General features: G+C 47.0%; 19 protein-coding genes. 14 read left to right on the top strand and 5 right to left on the bottom strand.

The window, feature by feature from the left end; genetic code table 11:
• Positions 1–69 precede the first annotated feature (69 nt).
• The 5 genes from H7708_RS06925 to dsbG all read left to right on the top strand — a co-directional run bounded on the left by H7708_RS06925 (position 70) and on the right by dsbG (position 4,805).
• Positions 70–1,119 carry a LysM peptidoglycan-binding domain-containing protein gene (locus H7708_RS06925; protein ID WP_223669764.1) on the top strand — a complete coding sequence of 350 codons (1,050 nt, stop codon included), beginning with the start codon at positions 70–72 and terminating at the stop codon, positions 1,117–1,119.
• A gap of 99 nt (positions 1,120–1,218) precedes the next feature.
• A complete protein-coding gene (gene dprA, locus H7708_RS06920; RefSeq protein WP_223669763.1) occupies positions 1,219–2,346 on the top strand; it encodes a DNA-processing protein DprA in 1,128 nt (375 codons plus the stop codon).
• 81 nt (positions 2,347–2,427) lie between these two features.
• A complete protein-coding gene (locus H7708_RS06915; RefSeq protein ID WP_223669762.1) occupies positions 2,428–2,907 on the top strand; it encodes a DUF494 family protein in 480 nt (159 codons plus the stop codon).
• Between the two features lie 219 nt (positions 2,908–3,126).
• Positions 3,127–3,969 (top strand): prolipoprotein diacylglyceryl transferase family protein, encoded by an 843-nt coding sequence (locus H7708_RS06910; RefSeq protein ID WP_407929727.1) that lies wholly within the window; start codon positions 3,127–3,129, stop codon positions 3,967–3,969.
• The gene (gene dsbG, locus H7708_RS06905; RefSeq protein ID WP_223669759.1) at positions 3,966–4,805 is read left to right on the top strand and encodes a thiol:disulfide interchange protein DsbG; all 840 of its coding nucleotides are present in this window, start codon (positions 3,966–3,968) and stop codon (positions 4,803–4,805) included. The genes H7708_RS06910 and dsbG overlap by 4 nt, the downstream gene beginning before the upstream one ends.
• A gap of 22 nt (positions 4,806–4,827) precedes the next feature.
• Here dsbG and H7708_RS06900 read toward each other — a convergent pair whose 3' ends face one another.
• Positions 4,828–5,136 carry a DUF1272 domain-containing protein gene (locus H7708_RS06900; protein ID WP_223669758.1) on the bottom strand — a complete coding sequence of 103 codons (309 nt, stop codon included), beginning with the start codon at positions 5,134–5,136 and terminating at the stop codon, positions 4,828–4,830.
• Between the two features lie 16 nt (positions 5,137–5,152).
• A complete protein-coding gene (locus tag H7708_RS06895) occupies positions 5,153–5,695 on the bottom strand; it encodes a DUF2569 domain-containing protein (RefSeq protein ID WP_223669757.1) in 543 nt (180 codons plus the stop codon).
• 191 nt (positions 5,696–5,886) lie between these two features.
• Between H7708_RS06895 and purE the strand changes: the two genes are divergently transcribed.
• From purE to H7708_RS06855, 8 genes are all read left to right on the top strand, one after another.
• Positions 5,887–6,393, top strand: coding sequence for a 5-(carboxyamino)imidazole ribonucleotide mutase (gene purE, locus H7708_RS06890; protein WP_223669756.1), 507 nt, complete (start codon positions 5,887–5,889; stop codon positions 6,391–6,393).
• A gap of 57 nt (positions 6,394–6,450) precedes the next feature.
• Positions 6,451–7,014, top strand: a complete 564-nt coding sequence (locus H7708_RS06885; protein ID WP_223669755.1) for an L-threonylcarbamoyladenylate synthase — start codon at positions 6,451–6,453, stop codon at positions 7,012–7,014.
• A gap of 23 nt (positions 7,015–7,037) precedes the next feature.
• Entirely contained in the window at positions 7,038–7,964 is a 927-nt protein-coding gene (gene hemF, locus H7708_RS06880; protein WP_223669754.1) for an oxygen-dependent coproporphyrinogen oxidase, read from the top strand.
• A gap of 10 nt (positions 7,965–7,974) precedes the next feature.
• Positions 7,975–8,973, top strand: a complete 999-nt coding sequence (gene hemB / locus H7708_RS06875; RefSeq protein WP_223669753.1) for a porphobilinogen synthase — start codon at positions 7,975–7,977, stop codon at positions 8,971–8,973.
• A 12-nt stretch (positions 8,974–8,985) separates the two neighbouring features.
• Positions 8,986–9,879, top strand: a complete 894-nt coding sequence (locus H7708_RS06870) for an AEC family transporter (RefSeq protein WP_223669752.1) — start codon at positions 8,986–8,988, stop codon at positions 9,877–9,879.
• A 76-nt stretch (positions 9,880–9,955) separates the two neighbouring features.
• Entirely contained in the window at positions 9,956–10,672 is a 717-nt protein-coding gene (locus tag H7708_RS06865; protein WP_223669751.1) for a DUF4197 domain-containing protein, read from the top strand.
• Positions 10,673–10,750: 78 nt separating this feature from the next.
• Positions 10,751–11,632, top strand: coding sequence for an alpha/beta hydrolase family protein (locus H7708_RS06860; protein WP_223669750.1), 882 nt, complete (start codon positions 10,751–10,753; stop codon positions 11,630–11,632).
• Positions 11,633–11,640: 8 nt separating this feature from the next.
• Positions 11,641–12,138, top strand: a complete 498-nt coding sequence (locus tag H7708_RS06855) for an acyl-CoA thioesterase (RefSeq protein ID WP_223669749.1) — start codon at positions 11,641–11,643, stop codon at positions 12,136–12,138.
• Between the two features lie 182 nt (positions 12,139–12,320).
• Here the strand turns inward: H7708_RS06855 and H7708_RS06850 are convergent, their stop codons facing one another.
• The 3 genes from H7708_RS06850 to rhlB all read right to left on the bottom strand — a co-directional run bounded on the left by H7708_RS06850 (position 12,321) and on the right by rhlB (position 15,407).
• Entirely contained in the window at positions 12,321–12,599 is a 279-nt protein-coding gene (locus H7708_RS06850) for a hypothetical protein (RefSeq protein ID WP_223669748.1), read from the bottom strand.
• Between the two features lie 170 nt (positions 12,600–12,769).
• Positions 12,770–14,011 (bottom strand): glycerophosphodiester phosphodiesterase family protein, encoded by a 1,242-nt coding sequence (locus H7708_RS06845; protein ID WP_223669747.1) that lies wholly within the window; start codon positions 14,009–14,011, stop codon positions 12,770–12,772.
• Positions 14,012–14,165: 154 nt separating this feature from the next.
• Positions 14,166–15,407, bottom strand: a complete 1,242-nt coding sequence (gene rhlB, locus H7708_RS06840) for an ATP-dependent RNA helicase RhlB (protein WP_223669746.1) — start codon at positions 15,405–15,407, stop codon at positions 14,166–14,168.
• A gap of 112 nt (positions 15,408–15,519) precedes the next feature.
• Here rhlB and trxA point away from each other — a divergent pair, with 112 nt between their 5' ends.
• Entirely contained in the window at positions 15,520–15,846 is a 327-nt protein-coding gene (gene trxA, locus H7708_RS06835; protein ID WP_223669745.1) for a thioredoxin TrxA, read from the top strand.
• Positions 15,847–15,997: the final 151 nt, after the last annotated feature.

Here is a 15,997-nt window from a genome sequence, read left to right as displayed (position 1 = left end):
GTTTCGCGGTATATTCGGGGTATAGTGAGCCAATGGGATCCGACTATCAGTAAATTACAAAGGAAAGCCATGAAAAAAATACTTACAGCAGCAGCTGCAACAGCAGCTCTATTATTGGGGAGTATCGCGCAATCGAGTCAGGCAGCCGAGCTGCGCGCCGATCATCCAGATACTTATGTCGTCGAAAAAGGGGATACCTTATGGGACATTTCCGGGCGCTTTTTAACCAGGCCCTGGAACTGGCCAGAGATCTGGCATGTGAATCCACAGGTGGAAAATCCGCACCTGATCTATCCCGGCGATATTCTAAAATTAGTTTATATTGACGGTAAGCCGTATCTGGTTAAAGCATCGGACGGTACCATCAAGTTGCGTCCAAAGGCCCGTGTTTTGTCAGAAGGTGACGCGATCACCACTATTCCTATGGATATCATTCGTCCGTTCCTGATTAATGAACTGGTGGTTGATCCTTCGGTATTTGAGACAGCGCCTTATGTGGTTGCTTTGGCTGATGAGCGAATTGTTAGTGGTGGTCTTGATGACCGAATCTACCTTCGTGGTCTGGACGCTGCTCGTGGCTCTGCCTATGGCGTTTATCGCAAAGGCAAGGAGTATCGCGACCCTGTGACGAATGAACTTCTGGGGGTTGAAGCGCGTTATCTGGCTAATGGTTCTATTGAGAAAAATGGTGATCCAGCGACACTTGACGTTAAAAAGTCAAAGCTTGAAGTTCGAAAGGGCGATGTCGCACTGCCGCGTAATGAAGATCCTTTACCGCCGGTCTATGCTCCTCGCGCGCCGTCACACGACGTCGAAGCGCAGTTGATATCTGTTTACGGTGGTGTTTCGCAAATTGGTCAATATAACGTAGTGACGATCAATAAAGGTCAACGGGACGGTATGGAAGAAGGCCATGTCTTAACGGTTTATCAGCGTGGCAAGAAAGTACTCGATGAGGTAGCCGAAAAGCGTGGCGAAGAAGATCCATACGTCACTTTACCAGAAGAGCGTGCGGGTACCTTGATGGTTTTCCGAACCTACGAGAAAGTAAGCTTGGCATTGATTATGGATGCGCAGCGTCCGATACACTTGTTTGATGTGGCCAGAAACCCATACTAAGAGCTTTCTCGGTTATAGATCTCTTACTAACTGGCCTTGTTGTTATGACAAGGTCAGTTTTTATTGGAAGCAACAAAAATTCGATTTGAAGGATATATCATGGAGTATAAGGATATGACTCATGAAGAAAAACGTGCCTGGTTGGCACTCTCCCGCATCAATATCAGCAGTGGAAAGCTGCGAGCCTTTTTTGAGCACTATTCATCCATTTGTCAGTTGTTCGAACTTTCTGAGAAACAGCTGATACAGCTTGGGTTTCGTGAAGGGTTAAAACAGCGGTTATCGTCTGTTTCTGAGGAAACCATTGAACAGGATCTCAATTGGTTCGACGATGAAAATAAACACCTGATACCATTTACCAGTTCTGACTACCCTGCACTATTAAAACAGGCCGACTCGGCGCCAAAATTGCTTTTTGTGCAGGGCAATAAGAGTCTGCTGAATCAACACCAGATTGCTATCGTTGGCAGTCGCAACCCAACCCCGCAAGGTAAAGACAATGCTGCCGAGTTTGCCAGAACTCTGGCTCGCGCCGGAGCCGTGATAACCAGTGGAATGGCGTTAGGGGTGGATGGCTACGCGCACCAGGCTGTGCTGGATGTAGGACTGCCAACCATCGCAGTGGCTGGTACCGGGTTGGATCGCGTCTACCCTGCCCGCCATAAAACGATGGCGCAGGAGATTGTTGAACAGGGTGCTCTGGTATCGGAGTTTGCACTGGGAACGGGTGTTCGCGCCACTCACTTCCCGGCCCGTAACCGTATCATTTCGGGCATGAGCCTGGGCACATTGGTGGTTGAGGCGGCAATAAAGAGTGGTTCTTTGATCACGGCGCGACTGGCCATGGAACAAGGTCGCGAGGTGTTTGCCATCCCTGGCTCGATCCATAACCCACTGGCTCGCGGTAGCCATGCTCTGATTAAACAAGGGGCCAAATTAGTGGAGACGGCTGAAGAAATAATCGAAGAGCTACAGGCACTGGCATTATGGCAAGCGGAAAGTCAAGGTGCGACCATGATAGCCGGTGGCAATGAAGTAGAGGAATTTGAATTGGGTGAGGAATATCAAGAGCTTATTGGCTGCATTGACTATGATGTGACCCCTATCGATAGCATTGTCGAGCGCTCCGGGCTTGAAATAGATGTAGTCAGCCACATGTTATTACTGTTAGAATTGAATAACCATATTGTGAGCGTGGCTGGTGGTTATCAGCGCCGGTCTAACTGAAGAAAGCAGACACTTCGGGACGCTTAGCAAGTGGCACAACTGACTTTTAATGGGCGTATAGCCTAGACAAAAGAGAGTCCAATGAAAGAAGACGTACTTGACGTACTACTTTATATCTTTGAAAACTTCCAAGACGAAGAAAACAACCATATTCTGGCGAACGATACGTTAGTCGAGGCCCTTGAGGACGTTGGTTTTACCGATGGTGAGATTAAAGGTGCAATCGACTGGTTGGATGGTTTAGTGCTGGCAACATCGGAAAGCTTTAAGCCAACGCCGGAAGCGACTCAGTCTATCCGTCTCTTTTCTCCGCAGGAGCAGCTGGTGTTAACGCCAGCGGTACAGGGCGCGATCATGTATTTTGAGCAGCGCGGTATTCTGGATGCTCATGCCAGAGAGATGGTGATTGATCGGATGACCGCTCTGGGTCAGCAAGAGGATGAAGAAGTCGCGCTGGAGCGTTTACGCTGGGTTGTGATGATGGTGCTGTTTAATATGCAGGACCGTGATGCCGAATTCGCCTGGGTAGAAAACTTAGAGAAAGGCTCTCAAGCTCACTAGGTTTAGTTTTACAGCTTGGAGCTTGGGGCTTTGCATACAGCGACCACGAGTTGTATCGGTCTAATCAATAAGTCCGACTGCATTTTTAGGCTTTGATATCAAAGCTTATACTCTCCCTCCCTTACGTTTTCTCTGGATTTACCGAACATTTACACGGAAGCCACAGCATTACGGCGGCAAAACCCGTACAATTTTTCTTTTTGATCACTATGATTTATCGTGTTAACACTTGATATTGGCCCATTAAGCTTGCCTATAGACCGGTTTCTTCTATTATTATGCATGACTGTTGCTTTAGTGGTAGGAGGCCTCGTTGCTCGACAATATAAAGTCTCCGTGGCTTCCCCACTGATAAATATCTTCCTTATTTCATTGCTGGTAGCGCGTATCGCCTTTGTGCTGCGCTACTTTTCAGAATATCAACCGTTCTGGCTGTCCATGTTGGATATTCGTGACGGTGGTTTTGATATTGCGACCGGTGTTATCACGGCGCTGCTGCTAGCCTGTTATTATGCTTGGCGTCAGCAAAGGCAGAGGCGGGCCTTGGTAGCAGGCCTTATTGCTGGTGCCATGTTGTGGGGGATGACACAGTTTGCGTTATGGGCGATTGAGGATAAAGCGCAGCAACTCCCTCAGGCCATCGTGGCTGATCGGCACGGTCAGAGCCTGGACGTTTCGACAGTGGCGTCGGGTAAACCACGGGCAATAAATTTATGGGCAACCTGGTGTCCGCCGTGTCGCCGTGAAATGCCGGTTCTGGAAAAGGCACAGCAACAGTATTCACAGGTTGCTTTTATTTTTGTTAACCAGGGCGAGCATCAGCAGGTAATTGACAGCTTTTTACAGCAGGAGTCGCTCAGTCTTGATAATGTGTTAGCAGACAAGAACGCCATAATGGGGCAATTGATTGGTAGCCGGGCGTTACCCACAACCCTGTTTGTCGATGCTCAGGGACAATTAATTGATGCCCACCTGGGTGAGCTTTCCCCGGCGACATTAAAAGCAAAACTTGAACGTGTAACCGATACGATGAACGAGGAATCCGAGGATAATTCTTTATGAATACGATGAAGTGGGTTGTGATTGCTTTGACAACAGCAGTACTAACGGCCTGTACAGAAGACACTGCACAAACGAAAGAAACAGATAAACTCACAGCCATCGCTCAAGACCAAGGGGCGTTGGAGCGCAGCAAACAGTACCCATTGCCAGTGGAGAGTATCATCGAGCAGGGCGTTGAAATTATTGATACCTTTGAAGCGCCAGCAGGCATGATAGGCTATGCCGGCATGATGCGCGGGCAGCCTATAGCGATTTATGTTACCCCTGACAAAAAGCATGCAGTGGTTGGCAGCTTAATCGACGCGGAAGGGGTTAACCTGACCACAGAGGTGATGGAGCGGTTGGTCGAAGGTCCGAGAATGGAGCGCGTCTGGAAAGAGCTGGAAGACAGCGCCTGGGTCGCTGATGGAAGTGACGACGCCCCCGTCATAATCTATACCTTTACCGACGCTAATTGCCCCTACTGCCACAAGTTTCGTGAAGCCGCGGATCCTTGGATTAAAGCTGGTAAAGTACAGTTTCGACATATTTTGGTGGCGATTTTGCGCAAAAGCAGTATGACAAAAGGTGCTACCATTTTGGGTAGTGATGACCCAGAGGCGATGATGGAGATGCATCACGAGGAGTTTGCACAGGGTGGTATTGAGATTAATAAAGCAGCAGTGGAGAAAGGACAAGTCAGGGTTCAGTTAAACACCAATATGATGCAGCGGCTGGGCTATGGTGCTACTCCAACCTCTTTCTTTAAAAATTCGGAAGGGAAAGTGAAAGCCATTCAGGGAATGCCGCAAGGGGATGTATTTGAGCAGATGATGGGTAGCGCTAAGCCACAGTAGCTGAGTACAAAGAGAATGCCGCTTAGCGGCGCTCTGGTGCAATTTTCTTAATGGCTTTTGCAAAAGCTCGATGCGTTTCGGGATCGACCGGCTTATGGACTATCTTCTCGCTTGCAGGGTGAAACGCTAAGCTATTACCATCTTTCCAGTTAATTTCAGGCCTGATGGGTCTGGGTACAAAGCCGCCGCCACAGTTTGGACAGACGTTGAGCAAAATATTGTCGACGCAGTCTTGGCAGAAAGTGCATTCGAAAGTGCAGATCATGGCCTCTGTTGAATTCGGTGGTAATGGTTTGTTGCAGTGTTCGCAGCTAGGTCTCAGTTCTAACATGATAGGTTTCGTCCTGTTACTTGAATGTTATTTCTTCAGAGGTGTGTTGATTGGGCTGTGATGGTCGGACAAAAGTCTGCTTAACCCGCTCGGATACCAGCATGTAGGGGACCCAGATTGCGACAGTTATAATGGATCGGGTCAATAACCTGGTCGTTTCTTCATCAAACATTTCCATCTGCGGTAACACCTTGGCGGCAGCCCAGGCATCCACAAGCAGGAAGGTCGGAGTAGCGATGGCCAGAATCATATATAACAGCGGGAAGTGGTGATGCTGACTATAAAACAGATAAATTAACACCAGCCCCAGCAAAATAAATAGGCCATTGATGATAATTTCGCCATAAATTAAGGCCCCGAAATGAGGGATGTAGGATGGTGACGAGGGATCGGTCAATAACTCAAAGCTACCGATAGAGAAAAGGTCTTTATAAGTGCTGTAAGCATCGGCTACCAGAATAAAAGGAGATAGGGTAACACCAATGGCAACCAGAATTAACCAGCCCCCAATTCCTTTTAGGTGATTGGGATCATCATTAAACGCATCTAACGACTCCATATCTTCCCTTCATTTATTTTGTTATTTATTGGAATAACGAAATATAGCAGTAAAGAGTTAGACTTTCTAATGCAAAAAGGCAGGAAAATTAGCAAATTTATTGCGTAGAACCTACACAATAGCCCCGTAAGTCGGTAAAATTCGCCCTAATTTTGTAAATCCTGTTACTTAATCAATTTAGGGGCAAAACCATGTCTAAAGACTTCGTCGCTATCCTTATGGGTTCTGATTCAGATCTTCCTACCATGCAAAAAACTTACGACACGCTAAAAGAGCTGGGCGTAGAAGTGGAGATGAAAATTACGTCTGCGCACCGTACGCCTGTGCAAACTAAAGAGTACGTGAATGATGCTGAAGCGCGTGGCTGTAAAGTATTCATCTGTGCGGCAGGTTTAGCGGCTCATCTGGCTGGCGCTGTTGCTGGTATGACTGTAAAGCCAGTGATCGGTGTGCCAATGGCGGGTGGCCCATTAAACGGTCAGGATTCACTACTGTCTACTGTAATGATGCCTGGCGGCGTGCCAGTGGCGACGGTTGCCGTGGGTTCTGCTGGTGCTAAGAATGCCGCTTATTTGGCTGGTCAGATTATGGCATTGACGGATGAGACAATTGCTAAAGCGGTAGCGGATGATCGTGTTGCTAATCGTGACAAAGTGATTGCGAAAGACGCCGATCTTCAAGCCAAACTTAACGGTTAATTGATTTAGCGCGGTGGTTCTTTCGCCGCGCTAACCTTCGAATCTGTGTCCAAATCGTTGACTTATATAAACGATTTTCAGATCCAAAAAGCCGTCAATGTGATGGAACATGACGGTGTCATTGCTTATCCTACTGAAGCGGTTTATGGTTTAGGCTGCTTGCCTACATCTGATACAGCCGTACAACGTATTCTCGAGATCAAAAACCGGCCCTGGCATAAGGGGTTGATTTTGGTGGCCAGTGAGCTTGAACAAATTGAGCCTTTCGTTGCTCCGCAGGCATGGGATCTGCTGGCCTGCTTTGAGCAATACCCAGGTCAACCGGTGACCTGGTTACTGCCACGGGTCACAACCATGTCGCCGCTGATCTGTGGGCAGCATGACAAAATAGCCATTCGATTAAGCCAAAACCCATTTATCCGCGCCTTATGTGATAAGGCGGATTCAGCGATTGTATCCACTAGCGCTAACCGAGCGGGCCAGCCCGAAATAAAAACACCGCAAGAGATCCGAAACAGGATGATTGATCAATTGGATCTGGTGATAGCGGGGCCTTTGGGCGGTTATGATCGACCTTCAAAAATTATTGATGCACAAACGCAACAGGTTTTACGAGACTAATCGCGTTTGTTCGACGAGGTAGTATGCAAAACATCGATGTTGAAGCAGTTAAACGCTATTTATTGCGACTGCAGGAAGATATTTGTCAGCAGTTAGCGGTAGAAGACGGTGACAAGGATTTTATTAAAGACGAGTGGCAACGCGCGCAAGGTGGTGGTGGCCTGACTCGTGTGATGGAAGATGGTGCGGTGATTGAAAAAGGTGGCGTTAATTACTCGTACGTTGAAGGCACTAACATGCCTGCTTCGGCCACGGCGCACCGTCCTGAATTAGCCGGAAGAAGTTTTAAAGCGATGGGTGTGTCGCTGGTGATCCACCCTAAAAATCCGCATGTACCAACGTCGCATATGAATGTGCGTTTCTTTATTGCGGAGAAAGAAGGTGCCGAGCCTATCTGGTGGTTTGGTGGCGGTTTTGATTTAACGCCCTACTATGCCATCAAAGAGGATTGCGTGTTGTGGCACCAGATCGCGAAAGACGCCTGCGCCCCTTTTGGTGGTGACTGTTACCCTAAGTATAAGAAGTGGTGTGATGACTACTTTTATATTAAACACCGCGATGAACACCGCGGTATTGGCGGCTTGTTTTTTGATGATCTGAATACGCAGGAGACTGGTTGGGACTTTGAGCAGTGCTTTGCCTTTATGCAGTCGGTGGGTGATCATTACATTAAGGCTTACCGACCTATTTTGAATAAGCGCAAAGGATTGCCCTATACTGAAGAAGAGCGCAATTTCCAGTTATATCGTCGCGGGCGTTATGTTGAGTTTAATCTGGTGTGGGATCGCGGCACTCTGTTTGGTCTGCAGACAGGGGGCCGGACTGAGTCGATACTCATGTCATTACCAACAGCTGTCAGCTGGCGTTACAACTGGCAGCCGGAAGCCGGGTCGCGCGAAGCCGAGCTAACGGAATATTACTTAAAACCAAAAGATTGGTTAAGCCAATAAGGTGCACAAAATGAATAGTGGTTTTTTCCCCAGTCGCCGTTTGCGACGCGTCAGAGCACAAGCCTTTAGTCGTGATCTGGTACGTGAGTCAAATTTGTCACCGAAAGATTTTATTTATCCGGTGTTTGTATTGGAAGGTGACAACCATAAGGAGGCGGTGGCCTCGATGCCGGGCGTGGAACGTAAGACGCTGGATTTGCTGCTCGAAGAGTGTGCCGAAGTCGTTGAACTGGGAATTCCGGCCATTGCCCTCTTCCCGGTCATTGGTGAAGATAAAAAGTCATTGCTAGCCGAAGAAGCTTATAACCCGGGTGGTTTGGTGCCGACTGTAGTTAAGGCGATTAAGGCAAAGTTCCCTCAGCTGGGCATTATGACCGATGTGGCGCTGGATCCTTATACCTCGCATGGGCAAGATGGAATTATTGATGAAACGGGTTACATCCTGAATGATGTAACTAAAGACGTCTTGACCAAGCAGGCTTTGTGCCACGCACAGGCCGGGGCCGATATGGTGGCGCCATCGGATATGATGGACGGGCGTATCGGGGCTATCCGCGAAGCTTTGGAAGCCGGTGAGTTTGTGAATACGCTGATCATGTCGTATGCCGCGAAATATGCCTCGAGTTTTTATGGCCCATTCCGCGATGCGGTGGGCTCTGCCGGTGCTTTGGGTAAAGCCGATAAGAAAACCTATCAGATGGATCCGGGCAACAGCGATGAAGCGTTGCATGAAATCGCGCTCGACATTAAAGAGGGTGCCGACATGGTCATGGTTAAACCGGGCCAGCCTTATCTGGATATTGTGCGTCGGGTTAAGGAAGAATTCAAAATGCCAACGTTTGCCTATCAGGTCAGTGGTGAATACGCCATGATTAAGGCAGCAGCAGCCAACGGCTGGCTGGATGAAAAAGCCATTGTGATGGAGTCACTGTTAGGCTTTAAACGCGCGGGTTGTGATGGCATTCTGACCTACTTTGCCAAAGATGCATGCCGTTATTTAGCTGAGTAATCCAGCGGTTTTATGATTATTCTGAATGCGATCATCCCTATCGCCCTGGTGGTATTGATAGGGGTGGTGCTGGTTAAGTGGAAGCTGGTGGGCTCTGCTTTTTTTGACGATCTGTCTAAGGTTGTCTTTAAGGCTTTTGTACCAGTCTTCTTATTTGTCAGCGTCTATGAGACCGGCCTTGAGGACATCGGCGTTACCCTCTTCGCCTATTTTGTGCCAGTACTGGTCGTTTTTGTCGTACTCGCTTTGACTTTCAGCCATCGCATCGCTCTGACGTCGACCTTTTCCAATAATGTGCTGGTAGGTATACCGGTAATCTTATCGGTCGCTGGACAAAAAGGCCTGGTGATCAGTCTGGCAGTGATCTCAGGGCACAGTTTAATTTTATTTACCACCTTCTTCCTGTTCTCCACACGGGTCAATGTCACTCCTTCCAAGTTTAAGGCGGCATTAAGTATTTTCAGTAATCCGGTCATTATCGGCGTATTGCTGGGGCTGATTTTTAATTTATTTGATATACCCATTCCACAGCAATTGTTTAAACCCTTAGAGATGGTGTCCGATGCGGCGCTGCCGTTAGCTTTAATTATTCTCGGCAGTTCACTGGCATCGCTGGGTAGCATTAACCGCTCTGTGATTAAGAAAACACTGATGGTAACTACGATTAAACTGATCGCACTGCCCGCTCTCGTCTTTTCCTTTGGTTACTGGCTGGTTGGCTTGAATGAAACTCAACTGATTTCACTGACTATTCTGGCCGCCTGTCCTACAGGGATCAGTGTGATGCCTTTTGTTGAGGCCGTAGAGTCAGAAAGAAAAGTTGCGCATAACACTATAGCGTTAAGTACTTTGTTGTCGGTGATTACGATTCCGACTACCATATGGTTAGTGCAATCAATCCATTAAGCAGTCAGCCGCACGGATGATTCCAAGTCTTTGCCCTTCTGGGGCTATCGTTGAATAGATATATTAGAGGTATGTCATGAAGTTATTAAAAGTGGCTTTGACGTTAGTGGGAGCAGCGTTCTTGCTAACTAGCTGTAAAACGACCGATATTAACCGTGTCTTAAATACGATAGGTAGTAATCAACAGCTGTCGGAGCAAACAGTGGTTGCGGGGCTAAAGCAGGCACTGGAAGTTGGTACCAAGAACAGTGTTAACCGTACTAACCGTCGCGGTGGCTTCAGTAATAACCCATTAATAAGGATTGCTGTGCCGCAGCAACTGGACGATGTGGCCAGTGGTTTACGTAAGGTTGGGCTCGGCTCTTATGTCGATAACTTTGAAGGGCAAATGAATCGTGCTGCGGAGAAAGCATCGGGTGAGGCAAAGGCAGTGTTTATTAACGCCATCAGCTCCATGTCGATTGCCGACGCCTGGGGCATTTTGCGTGGCGGTGATAATGCGGCGACTAACTACTTTCGTAACAAAACCGAGGTAACTTTAGAGAGGCGTTTTCAGCCTATAATTACCAGCAGCATGGAGCAAGTGGGTTTTTATAAAGATTATAAGCAACTACTCGGTGCTTATGACAAGCTGCCTTTCACTGATAAACCGAATATGAATATTGAAGATTATGTGATGACTGAAACCTTAGACGGACTTTTTACCTTGGTAGCCCGGGAAGAAAAGAAAATTCGTGACAATCCCGTTGCGCGTACGACGGAGCTATTGCAGAAAGTGTTTGCACAACAATAACTACAATAGGTAAGAGGTTTGGCCTTTTTTTATCAAATAAGGTATCTATAGGGAAAGTCGTAACATCAGGTACCTTTTTTGTCTTATCAGTATCAAGAAGTATCATTTACCGCCGCCGATGGCTTCGAGCTAAAGGGGGCACTTTACCCCGCGGCAACGGGCGAGGAGCAGAGCTCTTCCACTCGTTTTTTAGTGATTGGCTCGGCTTTTGGTGTTCCCTACCAATACTACAAACATATCGCGGCTTTCTTGGCGGATAATGGGATTTCGGTAGTAACCTTTGATTATCGTGGCATCAGTCATTCACAGAAAGGCAACATGCCTGCGGATAACATCCTGATGCAACATTGGGGACAGCTGGATTTAGAAGCGGCGATTCAGTTTGTTAAAGATAAGTATGCTCCCGGTAACCTGTATTACATGGGGCATAGTGCGGGCGGCCAAATAACGGGTTTGGCACCCTCGAGCGTTGAGTTTGATAAAATTGTAATCGCTGCCAGCGGTGTTGGCAGTTGGAGACTGTGGCCAGGGTGGCAGAAGTACGGACTCGCAGCAATCTGGTATGTTATTTTTCCATTAGTGCTGACCGCCCAGTTCGGGCACTACTTCTCGTCCAAATTATTAGGCCCAATTCCTGTACCAAAGACGGCGGTAAAACAGTGGTTACGTTGGGCGCGCTCTGAAGAATATTTGTTTACACCGAAACATGGGTTGGACATTTCAAACTACGCTAAGCTAAAAGCAAAGTTGTTTGGCTTAACGATATCCGATGACTGGTATGCACCTCAGGAAGCACGCGATGGCTTATTAAAACACTATTCCAATTGTCATATTGAAACGCAGTTTATCAGGCCGGTTGACCTTGGTTTAAATAAGATTGGGCACTTTGGTCTGTTCAAGAAAAAGCAAGAAATTCGACGAGGAATATGGCAACCTATACTTAATTTTTTAAATGATTAGGTACAACTATGTCAGAGCGTGAGCGTAAACCTTCGGAAGCCATCGAAACCTGGAACTTTGTTTTTCCTAACCAGAGCAACCCTTATGGCAACATGTTTGGTGGTGAGCTGTTGGCTATTATGGATTCGACAGCAGCTTTAGCAGCGATTCGATATTCAGGTCGAACGGTGTCAACGGCCTCGGTAGAGCGTGTTATTTTTAAACGTCCTATTTTTGTCGGTGATCGAATTAAGACTGTGGCCAAAGTAGTATTGGTTGGCTCGAGTTCAATGATGGTTCGCACCGATGTGTTTGTTGATAAAGGTGGTGACGAAGGGGATGTACTGAGTACAACTGCGCACTTTACCCTGGTCGCATTCGATGAAGAGCGTAACCCGGTTACAGTACCTGATCTAATCATTGAAACCGATAAAGAGAAGAAGCACTTTGAGTTGGCGGAGCAAATTAAGGCTCATGTTGGCCGACGAGAGGGAAGAATCAAGAATGTTGTTGAAAAGTGGAAGTAGCCAAGTAGTTTAGAGCTTTTCAAAGGTTATGAAGGGTGGTCTTTTCTTAATGTATGATTGCTGAGATATTGGGTTAAATCGAAAGTATTACTCGAAGGTTTAATTTAAAAATGAGGGGCAAAACAATAAGCGCCAGCTAAATAGCTCGGCTGGCGCTCAGCTCAACTGTCAACGTTAATTTATTATTGCTCAGGAGGAGTCATTGTCGAACGCTGGAGTTGACGCACTTCTTCTTTGTCTCGTTGCTGCTTGAGAACATATTCCTCTTTAGTCCAGCACTGCAACTTTTTAAAATGAGTACCCACCCGATGTGTTTTTTGACAAATTACTTTAGGCTTCTCTTCATCAGATTGAGCTACTTGCTTCTTAGAGTTCTGAGCAGTGCTTGCGGTTTCAGAAGACGTAGTCGCGCAGCCGACAAATGCGAAAGATAGCCCTATAATTATCAATGGTTTAAACATTATTTAGTCCTTTCTTATATTAAGTGAGTCTCGAGAGTATCAAAAATGTTGTGTAAAAATGAAGTCAGAGCTTGTAACAAAATATAACCAGGACAAAGTTCTTTAGATAAATGAGAACTAATTAACAAAAATCTGGGATGTCGTGGGTCGAGTGAGTATCCCCTATATTGTCACCGTCCAGCGCAATTGGCATAAAAGGTTGTTGTCGCTGGCCAGTCAGAGAAAACACCCATCACACCAACGTCCTGCGCTAACACATCGAGCAGCACAAGCATATCGCCATCATTATCAACAGCGTCAGTAACGGTTTGGTAATACCAACCACCGCCTGTTTGTAGCGGGCCTGATCGCTCCAGCGTCCATGTGATGATTTTAAGTCCTGCCTGCTTGGCATAGAGCGCATAATCTGACGGTACGATATTATTATCGTCATCCAAAGTGACTAACGCCCAAAGCGGCGGCGCCACTATCTCGATACCTGTGACACGAAGAGCAAACATATCAATGAGGCTTGGCACATAGTTGGGATCCGTATCCATACGATCATCGAGGTAGACGGTGCTATCCGCCAGTTGAGGCTCGCTTGTAATCCAATATTCTACATCGGCACGGTTAAAAGATTGTGGATAGATGTCCTTCAGTTTCACTCCAGCCCGCTTATATTCATCGATCATTTTTTGCGCATAGTCCTGCTGGCTCATGCCCTGATAAGGCATTGTAACTTGTGGTGTTTTTAGCTCGGGTGTAAACTTTACGCCAAGAGTTTTAAAAAGCTCGATGCTTTCAGCGTGCGTCATCAGAGTACCGGTTGAGGCATACAAGTCGGTGCGCCAGTTAGCTGTGCCCTGCATATAGTCCTCGGCAGTAGTCGCATGTGGATTATAAGCATCCATTTTTCCTTCAAGACTTTTGAATTCTTGAAGTGTGATGTCTGAGGTGCAGCAGCGAGCCTGCGCTGGAGTACCTGTTGTCGGATCGGCGGGGATGAAGGGTTGTGAGCACTTGCTCGCTAAGGCAGTACCAAGAATGTTAGTAGTGGTGTGAAGGTCGCACTGTGAGTGGCGGCAGACCAGCTCTTTGTCACTGGTGAAGGTAACGTCGCATTCCAGCACACCGGCACCCATTTGTGCGGCTGCCACATAGGATTCCCTGGTGTGTTCAGGGAATTGCAACGGTGCACCGCGATGACCGATGGAAAATTCAGATGACTTATAATGTCTTTTCTTAGCGGCACAGGCTTGTAACCGACGTTTTAGTGGACCGTCATCCATATCGTTGAGTAGATAAAAAGGTCTGGGCCCCAACTCTACGCTGGATTTGTCTTTATGACGCGATGAGACATCTTTTTTTGCCGTTGCTGGATATGCGGATAAAACAGTTGCGGCGAATAAGAACAAGTGACACAGTTTCATAAGGTTCTCCCTTTGCTATATGAAGGATGTAGCTTACGGAGAATGTATGAAGATCGTTTTAAGTTACCGTGACACTGTGTGTCAGCGGGTTGAACGGTGAGTTATTTGGCAGTTGCTGTGTGAGCCTGTAAGCAAAGTCACAGGCTCGATAAGGTTAGTGTTTTGAGTGACGACGTTGTGATGGGTGACGTCGTTTTTGTTTTAATGGAACCGAAGGTTTTAATTCTGCCAGGTACTCGGGCTTGATTTCGAGCTTGGGCAATTCGTGGCCAACGTATTCTTCGATAGCCGTAAGGTTCATGGCAAAGTCTTCACCGGCAAAACTCACCGCGTCACCCTCTGCACCAGCACGAGCAGTACGCCCAATACGATGGACATAATCTTCAGCATCGTCAGGCAGGTGATAGTTAAAGACGTGAGTCACTCCGTCAATATGCAGTCCGCGTGCTGCAACATCGGTGCAGACCAATACATTGACCTCATTATTTTTTAAATCGTCTAAAAGCTTCAAGCGTTTCTTCTGGTGAACATCACCCGTCAATAAACCGGCTGGAATATCATTGCCGCGCAAACAGGCCCAAACGTGTTCTGCCGCTCTTTTGGTATTGGTAAAGACGATGGTACGCGCTGGTTTCAGCCGTTTCATAAGGCCCACTAACAGGGGAAGTGATTCATCCCGGCTCGGGTAGAAAAGCGCTTCACGAATTTTCTTTACGGTGATTTGCTCAGCCGCTACCTGGACATGTTGAGGGTTATGCATATGTTCATAGGCCAACTCCTGCACACGGTGTGACAAGGTCGCAGAGAAAAGCATGTTGAGGCGATCGTTAGCCGCTGGCATACGGCGGAATAGATAACGAATATCCTTGATAAAACCGAGATCAAACATACGATCAGCTTCATCCAGTACCACGCTATCGATGGCCTCAAGGCCATAAGCGCCTTGCTTTAAATAGTCGATCAGGCGGCCGGTGGTACCAATCAAAATGTCGACCCCATTTTCCAGTTGGCGACGTTGTTTTTCGTGATCTTCGCCCCCATATACTACCCGAATCTTGAGTTTAGTATGCTTGGCCAGCTTCAAGGCATCTTTAGCAATCTGTACTGCCAGCTCTCGAGTTGGCGCAATGATGATTGAGCGAGGCTCATTGGCACGACGACCTTCAATTTCAGGTAGAGTTAGTATATCGTTCATGACCCCAAGCAGAAAAGCGATGGTTTTTCCAGTACCGGTTTGTGCTTGCCCAGCAACATTTTGTCCTTTAAGTAGTAAGGGTAATGTTTTAGCCTGAATAGGCGTACAATACTGGAAGCCCAGATCGTTGATTGCTGAGAGCAATTTGGGGTGTAGCCCCAGGTCGCTGAATCGTGTATCGGATAAATGTGATTTGTCCATGTATAAATTTTTACCGTTGGATGCTTGCAAAATCGCAAGTCATTGTATCAAATAGAGCCATTGTGCGTCTGATGATTGCCAAGCGCAAGTGAATTAGCAGGAGAATATTTAAATGAGTGACAAAATTGTTAAGTTAACTGACGATAACTTTGAAGCAGAAGTGATTAATTCGGATAGCCCGGTGTTGGTTGATTATTGGGCTGAGTGGTGTGGTCCTTGTAAAATGATTGCTCCAATTCTGAATGAAATTGCTGAGTCCTACGAGGGCAAAGTTAAAGTTGCTAAATTGAACATTGATGAAAACGGCGATACGCCGCCAAAGTATGGCATTCGTGGTATTCCTACCCTGATGCTTTTCAAGGGTGGTAACGTCGAAGCGACTAAAGTTGGCGCTGTATCAAAGTCACAACTGATGGCCTTTATCGACAGCAACATTTAATATTGGTGTTATCGCAAAAAGAGGCTATGGCCTCTTTTTGTTGATCTTGATCGTATTTTTACCTGGTGTTGTTCAATAGTTAACCTAAAAAGCTAGACACCTCAATCATCTAGTGCTACATTTAACCTTGCTGAACACAGCGTCCTAAAAT

Source organism: Kangiella shandongensis (genome assembly GCF_020005365.1).
GTDB classification, from domain to species: domain Bacteria; phylum Pseudomonadota; class Gammaproteobacteria; order Enterobacterales; family Kangiellaceae; genus Kangiella; species Kangiella shandongensis.
The sequence above is the reverse complement of the archived record's forward strand: the minus strand, read 5'-3'. Positions and strand labels throughout refer to the sequence as shown.